This is a genomic window from Pseudorhizobium endolithicum (genome assembly GCF_902153245.2).
GTDB lineage: Bacteria > Pseudomonadota > Alphaproteobacteria > Rhizobiales > Rhizobiaceae > Neorhizobium > Neorhizobium endolithicum.
The window spans coordinates 122,086-137,290 of sequence record NZ_CABFWF030000008.1 but is presented as its reverse complement, the minus strand read 5'-3'; the positions used below and the strand labels follow the sequence as shown (position 1 = coordinate 137,290).

Genomic DNA, 15,205 nt, shown 5'->3' with positions numbered 1-15,205 from the left:
GTCATTCTCCCAAGGTCAGTTCGGCCACGAAGTCATAGGTGTCGCCGCGGTAGAGCGAGCGGGTGAACTCCACCACCCGGCCCGAGGCCAGGTAGGAGATGCGCTCGATGGAGAGCCCCGCAGCACCGACCGGAACGGCGAGCAGGCCGGCTTCCGGCTCCTTGACGTTACAGGCGGAGATGCGCTGGATGGCCCGTACGGGACGCGCGTTCTTCGTCTCGAGTTCCGCATAAAGCGATGACGTGACGACGGTCGGGTCCGGCAGGAATTCGGGCGACAGGCTCGCCCGCTCGATCGCCAGCGGTATGTCCTTGGCGATGCGCAGCCGGCCGATGCGCGCCACGAGCGTGCCGGCGGCAAGGCCGAGCATCATCATCTCTTCCGGCGACGGATGAAACAGGCCGCGCTCCAGCCATTCGGAGCGGGTATCGAGGCCGCGCCGCGCCATGTCCTCGGTAAACGAAGTGAGCCGCGACAGGGGCTGCTGCACGCGCGAGACGGGCTTGGCGACGAAAGTGCCCGAACCCTGGCGCCGCACGAGCAGACCGTCGCGCACGAGATCGTCCACCGCCTTGCGCACCGTGACCCGGCTGACGTCGGCGTAGTCCGCAAGGTCCCGTTCGGCGGGAAGGGCATCGCCATGACCGAGCCGTCCGGATCGGATCGCCTCCTCCAGCACCTGCCGCAGCCTGAGATAGAGCGGCCCGCCACCGGGCGCCTGCAGGCCTTCCAGGGGAAGCAGTGTTGCGAGCGGAACCGTCATGGTGCCCCCGTCCGCAAGGTCTTGACGGCCAGTTCTACCGCACCGGTCAGCGCGTCGGCCAGCGGTGGAGCAAGCCGGTCGCGATGGCGGTCGGCGAGGTAGGCAGAGTAGACCTCCGCCAGGCCGCCGAGCAGGCAGAGCCGCCCGGTGCCGCCATCGATCCGGGCGGCGGCGTCGAGTGCTTCGTCGACCTGCGAGGCTGCGTCCCGCATCAGCCGCAGCGCGGTGGGATCGCCCTCTGCGGCGAATGCCACCACCGTGGGGGCGTGGCGGCCGAAATCGCCGGGGCGGGCGGCACGGGCAAAGTCTACCACCATCTTCGGATCGTGCCCGAATTCATCCAGGATCCTCTTCGTCAAGGCGCTGCCGGGCCGGATGCCGTCATGGGCGAGCAGGCTTTCCTGCAGCGCCGCATGCCCGAGCCTCGCGCCACCGCCGAGGTCTCCGACCTGGAAGCCCCAGCCGCCGAGATAGTGGATCCTGCCCTGGTGGCGCACGATAAAGATCGTTCCCGTGCCGACGATCGCGATCGCGCCGTCGGCGTCACCGAGAGCGCCCTGCAGGGCGATGAGTCCGTCGGAGACGATCTCGGCCCGTGCGAAGGGCAGGCGGGCGAGCACATAGGAGACCGCATCGCCGACATTGTTTCCGGCAACGCCCAACAGTGCCGACGCTGCGGAGAGATCCTCCGCCAGCCCCGCGTCCCGGAAGGCCAGCCGCGCCGCCTCTTCGATATGGCGGAGCGCCGTGTCGGGATCGGTCAGGATATTGGAGGCGCCGCTGCGCCCGCGGCCGAGAATGCGGCCTTCTGCATCCGCCACGGCGGCCCGGCAGCTGGTTCCGCCGCCGTCGATCCCGATGAAATATTCCTGCATGCTGCAACCTCCAAGCGCACAATACCAAAAAAATACCAATTACCAAGAGCTAAAGAAGAGGCACTCCATTTCCGCCCTTTCGCGCTGCGGAATAGGGCCTCGAGACTGGATTTCCTGCGCTAAATTAACTGCTGCGTCACATTTCCTAATTTGCCGGCTGGACAAGTGGTATTTTTTTGGCATCATTTTGGGCAAGAGGGAGACAACGGATGAGCGGAACCGCCACCGAAGCCAGGCATGGAGAAGCGGAAGGGCTGGACAGGCGTCCGATGAGGGAGATCCTGAGTCTCCTCGCGTCCGGCCAGCAGGCTGCGGCGGCGGCAGTGGACGCGGCGATACCGTCGATCGAGGCCGGTTCGGCCCATATGGCGCAGGCGCTCAGGGCCGGTGGCAAACTCGTCTATGCCGGCGCCGGCAGTTCGGGCCTCATGGCCATGGCCGATGCACTGGAACTCCCCGGCACCTACGGCATTCCGAAGGACCGGATCGTCGTGCTGCTCGCGGGCGGCGTGGCAAGCCTCAGCGATCTGACAGGCTCGCCGGAAGACGATGTCGAGCAGGCGCGAAGGGATGCTGCGGTGGTGGAAGCTTCCGATTGCGTCATCTGCGTCTCGGCAAGCGGCTCCACCCCCTATGCTGTCGCCGTCGCGCAGGCTGCCAGGGAGCGCGGGGCGCAGGTTGTGGCGATCGCCAACAATCCGGGTGCCGCACTGTTTTCCCATGCCGACGTCTCGATCCTGCTCCAGACGCCGCCGGAGGTGATTGCCGGCTCCACGCGCATGGGTGCCGGAACGTCGCAGAAGATCGCCTTCAACATGCTGTCGACGCTGGCGGCGGTAAGGCTTGGCCATGTGCATGACGGCCATATGGTCAACCTCCATGCGGACAACATCAAGCTGAAGGCGCGCGCGACGCGAATGGTGGCCGATATTGCCGGTGTGGCCGAGGAGGAGGCGCGGCGATTGCTGGACAGGGCAGGGGGCTCCGTGAAGGTGGCGGTGCTGCTCGCGGCCGGTGCCCCCGAGGCCGAGGACGCCCGACGGGCGCTGCATCGAAATGGCGAGGTGCTGCGGTCCACGCTCGCAGAATTCCAAGACATCAACGGGTTTCACAAACGCGCCTGAAGGGCGTGAACGAAGAGGGAGAACATCATGACCCGCATTCTGACAGGCATGCTCATGGCCGGCACGGTGCTCGCGTCCGCGGGCGCGGCGTCGGCGCAGGAAACGCAGCTCACCATCGAGAGCTGGCGCAACGACGACCTGCCGATCTGGCAGGAGAAGATCATCCCCGCCTTCGAGGCCAAGCATCCGAACATCAAGGTGACCTTCGCGCCGATGGCGCCGACCGAATACAATTCGGCCGTCAACGCCAAGCTCGAAGCCGGAACCGCCGGCGACCTCATCACCTGCCGTCCGTTCGACCTGTCGCTCGCCATGTTCGAGAAGGGCCAGCTCGCCGCGCTGAACGATCTGCCCGGCATGGAGAACTTTTCCGACGTCGCCAAGTCCGCCTGGACGACGGACGACGGTGCGACGACCTTCTGCGTGCCGATGGCGTCGGTCATCCATGGCTTCATCTACAACAAGGCCGCCTTCGAGGAAGTCGGCGTCGAAGTGCCGAAGACCGAGGAGGAGTTCTTCGCGGTTCTGGAGAAGTTCAAGGAAGACGGCAACTACGTTCCTATGGCGATGGGCACCAAGGACCAGTGGGAAGCTGCGACCATGGGCTACTACAACATCGGCCCGAACTACTGGAAGGGCGAGGAAGGCCGCAAGGCGCTGATCGCCGGCACCCAGAAGCTGACCGATCCGCAGTGGGTCGAGCCCTATGGGACGCTTGCCAAGTGGAAGGACTATCTCGGCGACGGTTTCGAGGCGCAGACCTATCCGGACAGCCAGAACCTCTTCACGCTCGGCCGCGCCGCGATCTACCCGGCCGGTTCCTGGGAAATCGCGCCATTCAAGAGCCAGGCCGATTTCGAGATGGGCGCGTTTCCGCCCCCGGTGAAGGCGGAAGGCGACAAGTGCTACATCTCCGACCACAACGACATCGGCATCGGCCTCAATGCGAAGAGCGCCAATGCCGAAGCCGCCAAGACCTTCCTGTCCTGGGTCGCCTCGCCGGAATTCGCCGATCTCTATGCCAACTCGGCGCCGGGCTTCTTCAGCCTGAACTCGAACCCGGTCACCATGCAGGACGAACTGGCGCAGGAATTCGTCTCCTGGCGCGAGAACTGCGAAACGACGATCCGACCAAGTGCGGCAATCGTCGGCCGCGGCGATCCTAACCTCGACCTCGAGATGTGGCGCGTGTCGGCGAACGTCATCAACGGCACGATGACGCCGGAGCAGGCCGGCGAGGAGACCCAGAAGGGGCTCGACAGCTGGTACAAGCCGAAGCAGTAACGCGCTTATCGAGCGTTTTGCCTTTCGGGTTTACCCCTTACCCTAAATCTCTCCCCGCAAGCGGGGAGAGGGACCTTCGTCCACCCAAAGGTTGCCGGTCAGGCGGGCCGGCACGGCATTCCCTTCTCCCTGCGTGCGGGAGAAGGTGCCTGCAGGCGGATGAGGGGTCGATGCACAAGGCGGCGCACGCGCCACAACAGAAAACACCGGTACCCAGCCATGAGCGACATCGACAAGGCCGATCCCGAGAGCGCTCAGATCAAGCGCCCCACCCGCTGGTATATCCTAGTCTTCCTAGCGCCCGCCTTTCTCGTCTACACCGCGGTGATGATCCTGCCGCTGATCGAGACGCTGAGGCTCTCGCTCTTCAACCTCGTCGACGGCGAGATGCGCTTCGTCGGCCTCGGCAATTTCCAGCGCCTGTTCGGCGACCCCCGCCTTGCCGCCGACTTCTGGAATGCCCTCTGGAACAACACGATCTTCTTCGCCATCCACATGGCTGTGCAGAACCCGATCGGCATCGCGCTTGCCGCCATGCTGTCGGTGCCGACGCTGCGCTTCGCCGCCTTCTACCGCTCCGCTATCTTCGTGCCGACGCTGCTATCCTTCGTCATCGTCGGCTTTATCTGGAAGCTGATCCTTTCGCCGATCTGGGGAATTGCGCCCGGCCTGATGGATCTGGTCGGGCTGAAATCCTTCTTCTCCCCCTGGCTCGGCAAGCCGGAGAGTGCCCTGATCACCGTCTCGCTGATTTCCGTCTGGCAGTATGTCGGCATCCCGATGATGCTGATCTATGCAGCCCTTCTCAACATTCCCGAGGAGGTGCTGGAAGCGGCCGAGATCGACGGCATTACCGGCTGGAGCCAGTTCTGGAAGATCAAGCTGCCGCTGATCCTGCCGGCGATCGGCATCATCTCCGTGCTGACCTTCGTCGGAAATTTCAATGCCTTCGACCTCATCTACACGGTCCAGGGGGCGCTGGCCGGACCGGACGGCTCGACCGACATCCTGGGCACGCTGCTCTACCGCACCTTCTTCGGCTTCCAGAACCAGATGGGCAATCGCCCGATGGGGGCGACGATCGCCACCGTGATGTTCCTGATCATCCTTGCCGGCGTGTCGCTCTACCTCTTCGTCATCCAGCGGCGCATCCGCCGCTATCAGTTCTGAGGGAGGCGAGATGTCCAAGGCACGTTCTTCCCTTCTCCGCAGCGGCCTAATCCATCTGGCGTTGATCACCTATACGCTGATCGCGCTCTTCCCCGTCTTCCTGACGCTCGTCAATTCGCTCAAGGCGAGGAACGCCATCTTCCGTGAGCCGCTGGCCCTTCCGACCCCGAAGACCTTCAGCCTGGTCGGCTACGAGACCGTGCTCGCCCAGGGCGACTTCCTCGGCTATTTCCAGAACAGCCTGATCGTCACGGTGGTTTCGATCGCGCTCGTGCTGCTGTTCGGCGCCATGGCGGCCTTCGCCCTGTCGGAATACCGCTTCCGGGGCAATATGCTGATGGGGCTCTATCTGGCGCTCGGCATCATGATCCCGATCCGCCTCGGTACGGTGGCGATCCTGCAGGGCATGGTCGCCACCGGTCTGGTCAACACGCGGACCGCGCTGATCCTGGTCTATACGGCGCAGGGGCTGCCGCTCGCGATCTTCATCCTGTCGGAGTTCATGCGGACCGTCTCCGACGATCTGAAGAATGCCGGGCGGATCGACGGCCTATCGGAATATGCGATCTTCTTCCGCCTCGTCCTGCCGCTGGTGCGCCCGGCCATGGCGACTGTCGCCGTCTTCACCATGATCCCGATCTGGAACGACCTCTGGTTCCCGCTGATCCTCGCGCCGGGCGAGGCGACGAAGACGATCACGCTCGGCGCGCAGATGTTCATCGGCCAGTACGTCACCAACTGGAACGCGGTCCTGTCGGCACTGTCGCTCGCCATCCTGCCCGTCCTGGTTCTCTACGTCATTTTCTCGCGGCAACTGATCCGCGGCATCACCTCTGGAGCAGTCAAGTGAGTTCTGAATTTAAGCCCGTCCGCGTCCTCGTCGCCGGCCTCGGCAATATGGGCCGCAGCCATGCGCTGGCCTACCACAACAATCCCGGCTTTGAGATCGTCGGCCTCGTCAACCGCTCGGAGGTGACGCTGCCGGAGGAATTGCAGGGCTATACGATCCATCCGTCTTTCCCCGAAGCGCTGGCCGCGCTGAAACCGGACCTCTGCTCCATCTGCACCTATTCCGACAGCCATGCCGACTACGCGGTCATGGCCTTCGAGGCAGGCTGCCATGTCTTCGTGGAAAAGCCGCTGGCAACCACCGTGGCGGATGCCGAGCGTGTCGTCGCAGCCGCAAAGGCGGCGCAACGGAAGCTGGTGATCGGGTATATCCTGCGCCACCATCCGTCATGGATGCGGCTGATCGAGGAGGCGCGCAAGCTCGGCCCGCCTTACGTCTTCCGCATGAACCTCAACCAGCAGTCCTCCGGCCCGACCTGGGAGACCCACAAGGCGCTGATGCAGACGACATCGCCGATCGTCGATTGCGGCGTGCATTATGTCGACGTCATGTGCCAGATCACCGATGGTAAGCCCGTGCAGGTGCGTGGCATGGGTCTGCGCCTTTCTGATGAGGTGGCGCCGAACATGTACAACTACGGCCACCTGCAGGTGATGTTCGACGACGGTTCCGTGGGCTGGTATGAGGCCGGTTGGGGGCCGATGATCTCGGAAACGGCCTTCTTCGTGAAGGACGTCATGTCGCCGAAGGGATCAGTCTCGATCGTCATGGACCCGAACGCCAAGTCGGACGACATCGATACCCATACCAAGACTTCGCTCATCCGGGTGCACGATGCGGAGACCGGGCCGGACGGCAGGTTCCTGCGGCCGGACGAGGATCTGGCAATGGCTGGCGAGCCGGGCCACCAGGACCTTTGCGACCTGGAGCAGGCCTATGTCCTGAAGGCGATCCGCGAGAACATCGATCTCGACCGTCACATGAACGACGCCGTCCAGTCGCTGCGCATCTGCCTGGCGGCAGACCAGAGCGTGCGCACCGGCGCGCCGATCATTCTGTAAGGAGGAACGACCTTGGGTTCGCTGCAGCTTTCCTCCATCCGCAAGTCTTTCGGCACGCATGAGGTGCTGAAAGGAATCGATCTCGAGGTCAAGGACGGTGAGTTCGTGATCTTCGTCGGCCCTTCCGGCTGCGGAAAATCGACGCTGCTGCGGGTGATCGCCGGCCTGGAGGATGCGACCTCCGGAAGTGTTCGCATCGACGGAGCGGAAGTGGTCAACACGCCGCCGGCAAAGCGTGGGATCGCAATGGTGTTCCAGTCCTACGCGCTCTATCCGCACCTGACGGTGAAGGACAATATGGGGCTCGGCCTGAAGCAGGCGGGGGAATCGAAGGAGGTAATCGAGGAGCGGGTTGCAAAGGCTTCCACCATGCTGTCGCTCGAGCAGTACCTGGCTCGCCGCCCGGCGGAGCTTTCCGGCGGCCAGCGGCAGCGTGTCGCGATCGGTCGGGCGATTGTTCGCGAACCGAAGCTCTTCCTGTTCGACGAACCGCTGTCCAATCTCGATGCGGCGCTCAGGGTGCACATGCGGCTGGAAATCGCTGCCCTGCATCGCCGTCTGAAGGCGACGATGATCTACGTCACCCACGACCAGGTGGAGGCGATGACGCTCGCCGACAAGATCGTCGTCCTGAATGGAGGGGCGATCGAGCAGATCGGCTCACCGATGGAACTTTACAACCGACCCGCCAACCTCTTCGTGGCGGGCTTTATCGGTTCCCCGCAGATGAACTTCATCGAGGCCTCGCGCCTGAACGAGCCGGGGGCCCGGACGATCGGCATCCGGCCGGAACATATCTCGCTGTCGCGCGAAGCGGGTAGTTGGAAGGGGCGCGTGGAGCACGTCGAGCATCTCGGAGCCGACACGATCGTCTACCTGGCCACGGAAGCGGCTGGCTTGCTGACGGTCCGACTCTTCGGCGAACATCCCTATGCGGCAGACGACACCGTCTTCGCAACCCCGGATGCGACTGCCCTGCACCGCTTCGACGCGGATGGAAAGGCCGTCCGGGTCTAGCCATGTTTCCTACTGGGGAATGGTGGAGATGATGGTGTTTTCGAAGGAGCGTCCCACGCGACGGAGCTGCTCGTCGTAGTTGCGACGCGTGTTGGCGTCGAAGACTGCAATTGGCGCGTTCACGGTGGCGCTGGCCACACCACCGACGGTCTGTGCCGTCCCGAGTGCCACTGCCCCGATCCGGTCGCCAAGGCCGATATTGGAGTCCGTGATTGTTTGCCCCGCCAGCAGCCGCGTCCCGATCAACTGCACCACCTGGGGGCTCTGCGCGAACTTGCCATGATTCAGCGGGTCCCCGCTCTGGAGCGCCGTGAGGTCTATGATGGAGATGCCCGCTGCCTCGAACTGGGTCCGGTAAGGCTCCACGGAAGGGTCGATCTGGCCGAGGCGATCGATATTGCCGGATATCCGCCGCGACAGTTGCAGCGCGCGGTCGTCGCGCGAAACGAACAAGGTAAAGTCCGGGCGGCTGGGCCCCAGCGCCTTGTACTGCTGCCCGAAGACGTCGACATCGAGATCGGGGGAGGCGAGGATGACGTTCTGGATCTTCGGCGCAACCCGCCCGTCGCGGATGGCCATCTGCCGCAGCGCCTCGACCGTCAGCCACGAACCCATGGAATGGGCCATGACGGTGACCTCCCGGACCTTCGGGTCGTCCGTAATGGCGTCCAGCATCTCTTCGAGCGCGTCGCGCGAATAGTTCGTGCTTTCCTTGTCGTAGTTGTAGTCGAAGATCGAGGCGCGCGAAGGCCAGGTGAACAGGATCGGTGCGACATCCGTTCCGGAATCGTGAACGATCTGGGCGAATCGGTAGACGGCGTCCTCGTAGCGGTTGTTGAACCCGTGGACGAACACGAGCACGCGGCCGCTGGGCGGCAGGTGGCGGACGAGCCAGTCCCGGGCGTCCGCCTTATCGACCGGCAGGACGCGCGCCGTGGCGAACTCACGCGTCGGATCCGCGGGCAGCTTCTTTGGCCACTGGACCTCCCCGACCTTCCGATTTGCTTCCGGCGGGATGGAAACCGCGATGTCGGTGATCTTGAGGCCAGTGCCACGCTCTCCGGAAAACAGGATGCCTGGGTTTTCGGAAGGAGAACGGGTCGTCGCCACCAGCATGTCGACCTGTGTGCCAGGCGTGGTCGCGGCATCGGCCGTGGGCACAAGCACGCCTTCGGCCCGGCCTGCGCAGCCGGAAAGGCTCACGGCCACGAGGAGCGGGAGAAGGAGCGCCTGCAGGCGACCTGGGATGAGGGCGGCGCCGGTTGTCATGCCGTCCATTCAGCGGGATCGGGAGAGGATGTCAATCACGAACCCATTCTTGACCTGCGCCAGCAGGCGCGGGGACGACGCAAAACTCTTCCGCCGGACTGGAAGCGGCCGATCTGAACTGTGCTCGGAAAAGGAAAAAGCCCGACGCGGGAGGAGGTGCGTCGGGCTTTAAACTTGATCGGCAATTGGGAGGAGGAGGAGATTGCCGATCCGTATCTAACGACGCTGGGAGGAGGAGTGCGTCGCTTCGATGGGTGAGATATAGGCTGCGCCGGGCGCATTGCCAAGAGCTTTGCTGCATCGCAGCAATGCGTTTTATGCAAGGCTCGCTTTATCTTCGCCTGTCGCGGCGACTTTATCCGCCGCCTGCTTGCCGGAAGAAGGTCGCTGTGGCATTGCCTCGTAGAGAACATGAGAGGGTAAAATGAGCAGCATTCGCTATCACGAAGGTGACATCTCGGCCACGGATGCAAGCCGTTACACGGACGATATCGCCATCGATACCGAGACGCTGGGGCTGGTGCCCCGCCGCGACAGGCTCTGCGTGGTGCAGCTTTCGCCAGGTGACGGAACGGCGGATGTGATCCGGATCTCCGCGGGCCAAAAGGAGGCGCCGAACCTCGTCGCCATGCTCGCCGATTCATCCCGGCGGAAGATCTTTCACTATGGTCGCTTCGATATCGCGGTTCTCTTCCATACCTTCGGCGTCACTACGACGCCGGTGTTCTGCACGAAGATCGCGTCGCGGCTCGCGCGAACCTACACCGACCGCCACGGACTGAAGGACAATCTCAAGGAACTGCTCGATATCGACGTATCGAAGGCGCAGCAGCAGTCGGATTGGGCCGCGGAGATCTTGTCCCCCGCCCAGCTGGAGTATGCGGCATCGGACGTTCTTTATCTGCATTCCCTGGCGGAGCGGTTGACGGCCCGGCTGAAAAGGGACGGCCGGCTCGAAATGGCCGAAGCTTGCTTCGAGTTCCTACCCACCCGTGCCAAGCTCGACCTGTTGGGTTGGGAGGAGACCGATATCTTCGCCCATAGCTGACGCTCTTCCTTGCTGCTTCGACCTGTTATGCCGGCGTTAACCTATCTAACCTAGCCTGCCGCCTGGAAAGGGACGGTGAGGCTATGCTTCTTCCAACGCAGCAGACAGCGGGACTGGCGGCCAGAGGCATCATGCAGGCTGCGCTCGACAGCATCGAGGAGCGTCGGCGGCAGGAGGAGGAGCAGGCGCGGGGCGCGAAGAGAGACCCCATCGCCGAAGCACGCGTCAGCGCCGGCACAGAGGCCAAACGTGCGCGCGAAAAAATTGCGGAGGCGCTGTTTGGCTTGAACAACGTCGACCCGAACGAACTCAAGATACAGCTGATAGAACGACTGGCTGCCAAGCTTGGTCTCGATCTGGAAGAGGAGCGCTCGGGTTTTGCGCTGGGACGTGCTATCGAGGAGGCCGTCAAGGACCTCGGTCTCGACGCCGCCAAGCTGGAGGAAGAGCTTGGGCTGAAGGCGGCGGGCGTTTCGTTGGCCACGGTGATCGCGGCTATCAAGAATCCGTATGGCGACGACAACAGCCGCCTGCTTGAGGGACTGACCAAGGTCGCCAATGGCGGCAAGGCGGATTTTGACGTATCGCGCGTACTGCAGCGGCTCAATGATGTGGCCGATCCGAAGACGCTGGAGGAGTTGAAACTCGGCCCTCAGGGCTATGACCCGACCCGCGTCGAGGATGCCGAGGCCCGCGCAGAGCGGCAGCAGGACATCCAGGCGCTTGAGGCGTCCGAAAAGCTGGAAGACGTCCAGCAAATGCAGGACGCTCTCGAAGAGCACAATGACCGGGCGGTCAAGCCCGACATCGGACATGGAACGGGATCAGGCGCCGCTACGACGGACGCGGACATCGTCCTGCTTCTCGGTGCGACGGTGGAGCAGGCACGGAATACGGAAGCGGATACGGATGCGCCGCCTGCCGGCCCTGCAACCGATATTGCCCATCCCGTTGAGGATGCCGTGCCGGGAGAGGTTACCGAGCTGAATGCGGAAGCCCACGAGGAACTGAGCGCAGAGGCTGTGACCAAGGTCGAGGTCCTGCCCGTCTCGGTGGACGAGATCGGCCTCTACCAGCTGCTCAAGAAGAAGCTGGCCGCATAGGCACCCTTCGGGCCACTATATTCTGGCAAAGGTCAAGCAATTCCGCCCGTGTTAGCAATTTGTTAGCATTTTTAAGAAATTCTAACGCATTATCGGCATTGGTGACGCCATGAGGCGTCGCGGCCGCAGCGCCGAACGCTGCGAAAACACTGAACCGCTGTAGCCGATCTGTCTTGCCAACGCGAAGACATGGAGCAGGTCATGCTGCCGCCCCTTGGCGCTGCCTTGAGCGCCTCCACCGATTACCAGACCGCCGGCCGGCACGTCATCCGCCCACTTGTCGCGGCGACCGCTGCCGCAAGCGTCCCCTCTTCGCCCTCGCCGGTCAGCTATCTCAGCAGCGGGCGGCTTGATCTTCTGTCTCTGTCGGGACAGCTGCATCTCGCCCAGGGTCTATCGATCTTCGCCGAAACGGTCGGCAACTACCTTAAGATCAGCCGGCGCGAAGGCGAAAGCCTGGTCGACTACGCTCACCGGCTGGCGGAAGGGCTGAAATCGCTGACAGCGGCCCAGCGCGCGGTGCTGGAGCAGGCCCTGATGCAACTGACACGCAGCATGACGTTGCGGATGCTCACCGAAATCCTCGAAAATCCCCTAGGCCCGGAGGCGGCCCGCCTGAACGCCTACATCGAGACCGGCCAGGTGTCCGAGCGCGACCCTGCCGCCAGGGCCGTCGTCAGTTCTTACCGTCAGAATGCGGCTTCGGAGCCCTGGGCGAGCCATCCGGCCTTGGCGAGGTTGTCGTCTGCCCCTTCCTACCCGCCGGGCGGAGCTCCCCCCTCCCTCGCAGGATCACAAAGCGTAGCAGTGGTCCCTCCGCAGACGGAGGCAGGGCTTCCGGACGCTGCCGGAGGGGTTGTCGCATCGCAGCCGCAACGGGCCGGAGAAATCGGTCTTGCCGGGGGTGCATCCTCGCGCCCGACGCCTCAACAGCCGCCGCATGCGGAGGCAATCATGGCGGTGAAACCGGATCTGACGGAGGGCAATGTGCCTGCCTCCCGTGAAGCGGCTAGCCCGGCGCGGCCTGGAGGCGTAGCCGCCTCCGCCATGCCGCCACAAGACGACCTGTCGGGAGGCGAGATCCCGGCGCAGCAGCGTCGCGCTGCTTCCCCCTCGCATCCCGCCGGCAACCCGGCTCCCGCCGAAGCTTCGCGTCCCGCCTCCATTCGAGGTGCGGTTGTGATCTACGACGCGCCGGAACTGGTACGAATGGCGCAGCGCCTGGAGGAAGGAAGGCCGCTGCCGCAGGACGTACGATATCTTGCCGGCAGGATTTCCGGAGGTTCTCCTGCCGCGGAAGGGTCGGGCGGCGCGAAAGGCTTCGTGCCGCCGGGGGCATCCCTCTCAACCTACGAGACGACCGGATCGTCCGATCCGGCGGCCGACATTCCCGGTCTAACGGGAAACGCTGCAGGAAAACCCGCCGCATCCTCGCTCTTGAATACTGATGTGGCTGCAACTGCGCCGCTGCCCGTCCCTGCGTCCTCCGTCCCGAATGCGGTACAGGAAGGCGGTGTCGAGAGGCTGATAGAACAGGCCCTCTTCCTCCCGATGGCGGCGCCGGCGGTGGTCCGCGAAGGCCTTGTTCCGGCGTTCGTGGCCTATCCCGCGGTGCCCGGACAACCGGACGAAGACGAACGCGACGTGGAGCGGCTGTCACCGGTCGACGAGGACGGCGAAGGCCACCAGGCCGGGCATGACCGGCGGCAAGAGGGTGAAGAGGCGCCCGCCGAAAGCGAAGAACCGGAAGAGGGACAGGCTTCGGACCCGGACCGGCCGGACGAGGCGCAGGATCTTTATTGGCGCATGGCGGACCTCGCCTGAACCGAAAGCGGACATGAAAAAGGCCGCCGGACTTGCATCCGGCGGCCTTCGATCATCTGGAACAGCGATTACTCGTTGTTGCCGCGGTTCTTGAGAGCGGCGCCCAGGATATCGCCGAGCGATGCGCCAGAGTCGGACGAACCGAACTGTGCAACGGCTTCCTTCTCTTCAGCGATCTCGAGAGCCTTGATCGACAGCATGACCTTGCGGTCCTTCTTGGAGAAGTTGGTAACGCGCGCGTCGAACACCTGACCGACCGAGAAACGCTCCGGACGCTGATCGTCACGATCGCGCGCCAAGTCGTTACGACGGATGAACGAGGTGATGTCTTCGTGGTTCACGAGCTTCACTTCGACGCCACCGTCGTTGACGGCGATGACTTCGCACGAAACGACAGCGTTCTTGCGCAGTTCGCCCGAAGCAGCGGCATCGCCGACTGCATCCTTGCCGAGCTGCTTGATGCCGAGCGAAATGCGCTCCTTCTCGACGTCCACATCGAGGACGACAGCCTTCACGACGTCGCCCTTGTTGTACTCCTCGATGACCTGTTCGCCCGGACGGTTCCAGTCGAGGTCGGAGAGGTGGACCATGCCGTCGACGTCGCCTTCGAGGCCGATGAACAGGCCGAACTCGGTCTTGTTCTTGACTTCGCCTTCGACTTCAGTGCCGGCCGGATGCGAGTAGGCGAATGCCTGCCACGGATTTTCCAGCGTCTGCTTGAGGCCGAGCGAGATACGGCGCTTGGACGGATCGACTTCGAGAACGACGACATCGACTTCCTGGCTCGTGGACAGGATCTTGCCGGGGTGTACGTTCTTCTTGGTCCAGGACATTTCGGAGATGTGGATCAGGCCTTCGATGCCCGGCTCCAGCTCGACGAACGCACCGTAGTCGGTGATGTTCGTGACCGTACCGGAAATCTTCTTGCCGATCGGGTACTTGGCCGCGATGCCATCCCACGGATCCGACTCGAGCTGCTTCATGCCGAGCGAGATGCGGTGGGTTTCCTGGTTGATGCGGATGATCTGGACCTTGACCGACTGGCCGATGGACAGGATCTCCGACGGATGGTTGACGCGGCGCCAAGCCATGTCTGTGACGTGCAGCAGGCCGTCAATGCCGCCGAGGTCGACGAACGCACCGTAGTCGGTGATGTTCTTGACGACGCCGTCGACAACCTGGCCTTCCTCGAGGTTCTGAACGATTTCAGAACGCTGCTCGGCACGGGACTCTTCCAGAACCGTACGGCGCGAAACGACGATGTTGCCGCGGCGCTTGTCCATCTTGAGGATTTCGAAGGGCTGCGGGTTGTGCATGAGCGGGGTCACGTCGCGGATCGGACGGATGTCCACCTGCGAACGCGGAAGGAAGGCGACAGCGCCGTCCAGATCGACGGTGAAACCGCCCTTGACCTGGTTGAAGATGATGCCTTCGACACGCTCGCCGGCTTCGAACTTGGCTTCCAGCTTGACCCAGCTCTCTTCGCGGCGAGCCTTCTCGCGCGACAGAACAGCTTCGCCGAGGGCATTTTCGATGCGCTCGACATAGACTTCGACCTCGTCGCCGACCTTCAGCGACCCGTCCTTGCCCTTGACGCCGAATTCCTTCAGCGCGATGCGACCTTCGACCTTGAGGCCGACGTCAACAACAGCCATGTCCTTTTCGATCGCGGTGACCTTGCCCTTGGCGACATAGCCTTCGGCGAGATCGGTCTGTGCGAAGGATTCTTCGAGGAGGGCTGCGAAGTCCTCCCGCGTGGGGTTAGATACTGCCATGAAATCTCCTGAGAGTGTCCGTTCAAGGACACATATACGCCG

Annotated in this window: 13 protein-coding genes; 9 read left to right on the top strand and 4 right to left on the bottom strand. The window is 63.5% G+C overall.

The features are described 5' to 3' along the window. Position 1: 1 nt before the first annotated feature. A complete protein-coding gene (locus tag RTCK_RS05335) occupies positions 2 to 763 on the bottom strand; it encodes a GntR family transcriptional regulator (protein WP_142592033.1) in 762 nt (253 codons plus the stop codon). Continuing rightward, the gene (locus RTCK_RS05330) at positions 760 to 1,638 is read right to left on the bottom strand and encodes an N-acetylglucosamine kinase (protein ID WP_142592032.1); all 879 of its coding nucleotides are present in this window, start codon (positions 1,636 to 1,638) and stop codon (positions 760 to 762) included. The genes RTCK_RS05335 and RTCK_RS05330 overlap by 4 nt, the downstream gene beginning before the upstream one ends. Before the next feature lie 209 nt (positions 1,639 to 1,847). Between RTCK_RS05330 and RTCK_RS05325 the strand changes: the two genes are divergently transcribed. The 6 genes from RTCK_RS05325 (at position 1,848) to RTCK_RS05300 (ending at position 8,144) form a co-directional block, all read left to right on the top strand. Next, positions 1,848 to 2,762 (top strand): N-acetylmuramic acid 6-phosphate etherase, encoded by a 915-nt coding sequence (locus RTCK_RS05325; protein WP_142592031.1) that lies wholly within the window; start codon positions 1,848 to 1,850, stop codon positions 2,760 to 2,762. 27 nt (positions 2,763 to 2,789) lie between these two features. Then, positions 2,790 to 4,046 (top strand): ABC transporter substrate-binding protein, encoded by a 1,257-nt coding sequence (locus RTCK_RS05320; RefSeq protein ID WP_142522264.1) that lies wholly within the window; start codon positions 2,790 to 2,792, stop codon positions 4,044 to 4,046. Between the two features lie 219 nt (positions 4,047 to 4,265). Then, positions 4,266 to 5,216: a carbohydrate ABC transporter permease gene (locus RTCK_RS05315; RefSeq protein ID WP_142592030.1), complete on the top strand. Its 951-nt coding sequence runs from the start codon at positions 4,266 to 4,268 to the stop codon at positions 5,214 to 5,216. A gap of 10 nt (positions 5,217 to 5,226) precedes the next feature. Continuing rightward, positions 5,227 to 6,066: a carbohydrate ABC transporter permease gene (locus tag RTCK_RS05310; protein ID WP_142592029.1), complete on the top strand. Its 840-nt coding sequence runs from the start codon at positions 5,227 to 5,229 to the stop codon at positions 6,064 to 6,066. Continuing rightward, entirely contained in the window at positions 6,063 to 7,127 is a 1,065-nt protein-coding gene (locus RTCK_RS05305; RefSeq protein ID WP_142592028.1) for a Gfo/Idh/MocA family oxidoreductase, read from the top strand. The genes RTCK_RS05310 and RTCK_RS05305 overlap by 4 nt, the downstream gene beginning before the upstream one ends. A gap of 12 nt (positions 7,128 to 7,139) precedes the next feature. Next, positions 7,140 to 8,144, top strand: coding sequence for an ABC transporter ATP-binding protein (locus tag RTCK_RS05300; protein ID WP_142592027.1), 1,005 nt, complete (start codon positions 7,140 to 7,142; stop codon positions 8,142 to 8,144). 9 nt (positions 8,145 to 8,153) lie between these two features. Here RTCK_RS05300 and RTCK_RS05295 read toward each other — a convergent pair whose 3' ends face one another. Beyond that, positions 8,154 to 9,413 (bottom strand): alpha/beta hydrolase, encoded by a 1,260-nt coding sequence (locus RTCK_RS05295; RefSeq protein WP_142592120.1) that lies wholly within the window; start codon positions 9,411 to 9,413, stop codon positions 8,154 to 8,156. A gap of 424 nt (positions 9,414 to 9,837) precedes the next feature. Here RTCK_RS05295 and RTCK_RS05290 point away from each other — a divergent pair, with 424 nt between their 5' ends. From RTCK_RS05290 to RTCK_RS05280, 3 genes are all read left to right on the top strand, one after another. Next, positions 9,838 to 10,461: a ribonuclease D gene (locus RTCK_RS05290; RefSeq protein ID WP_142592026.1), complete on the top strand. Its 624-nt coding sequence runs from the start codon at positions 9,838 to 9,840 to the stop codon at positions 10,459 to 10,461. 83 nt (positions 10,462 to 10,544) lie between these two features. Then, on the top strand, positions 10,545 to 11,564 hold the full coding sequence (locus tag RTCK_RS05285) for a hypothetical protein (RefSeq protein ID WP_142592025.1): 1,020 nt from the start codon (positions 10,545 to 10,547) through the stop codon (positions 11,562 to 11,564). A 201-nt stretch (positions 11,565 to 11,765) separates the two neighbouring features. Then, positions 11,766 to 13,388 (top strand): hypothetical protein, encoded by a 1,623-nt coding sequence (locus RTCK_RS05280; protein WP_142592024.1) that lies wholly within the window; start codon positions 11,766 to 11,768, stop codon positions 13,386 to 13,388. 68 nt (positions 13,389 to 13,456) lie between these two features. On the opposite strand, the gene rpsA is transcribed toward RTCK_RS05280, so the two are convergent. Further along, positions 13,457 to 15,163, bottom strand: coding sequence for a 30S ribosomal protein S1 (rpsA, locus tag RTCK_RS05275; RefSeq protein ID WP_142522256.1), 1,707 nt, complete (start codon positions 15,161 to 15,163; stop codon positions 13,457 to 13,459). Positions 15,164 to 15,205: the final 42 nt, after the last annotated feature.

What these genes read in the sequence shown, in the direction of transcription:
- RTCK_RS05285 (WP_142592025.1), top strand. Translation starts at nt 10,545, where the DNA reads ATGCTTCTTCCAACGCAGCAGACAGCGGGACTGGCGGCCAGAGGCATC.
- RTCK_RS05330 (WP_142592032.1), bottom strand. Translation starts at nt 1,638, where the DNA reads ATGCAGGAATATTTCATCGGGATCGACGGCGGCGGAACCAGCTGCCGG.
- RTCK_RS05280 (WP_142592024.1), top strand. Translation starts at nt 11,766, where the DNA reads ATGCTGCCGCCCCTTGGCGCTGCCTTGAGCGCCTCCACCGATTACCAG.
- rpsA (WP_142522256.1), bottom strand. Translation starts at nt 15,163, where the DNA reads ATGGCAGTATCTAACCCCACGCGGGAGGACTTCGCAGCCCTCCTCGAA.
- RTCK_RS05320 (WP_142522264.1), top strand. Translation starts at nt 2,790, where the DNA reads ATGACCCGCATTCTGACAGGCATGCTCATGGCCGGCACGGTGCTCGCG.
- RTCK_RS05310 (WP_142592029.1), top strand. Translation starts at nt 5,227, where the DNA reads ATGTCCAAGGCACGTTCTTCCCTTCTCCGCAGCGGCCTAATCCATCTG.
- RTCK_RS05290 (WP_142592026.1), top strand. Translation starts at nt 9,838, where the DNA reads ATGAGCAGCATTCGCTATCACGAAGGTGACATCTCGGCCACGGATGCA.
- RTCK_RS05295 (WP_142592120.1), bottom strand. Translation starts at nt 9,413, where the DNA reads ATGACAACCGGCGCCGCCCTCATCCCAGGTCGCCTGCAGGCGCTCCTT.
- RTCK_RS05325 (WP_142592031.1), top strand. Translation starts at nt 1,848, where the DNA reads ATGAGCGGAACCGCCACCGAAGCCAGGCATGGAGAAGCGGAAGGGCTG.
- RTCK_RS05315 (WP_142592030.1), top strand. Translation starts at nt 4,266, where the DNA reads ATGAGCGACATCGACAAGGCCGATCCCGAGAGCGCTCAGATCAAGCGC.
- RTCK_RS05335 (WP_142592033.1), bottom strand. Translation starts at nt 763, where the DNA reads ATGACGGTTCCGCTCGCAACACTGCTTCCCCTGGAAGGCCTGCAGGCG.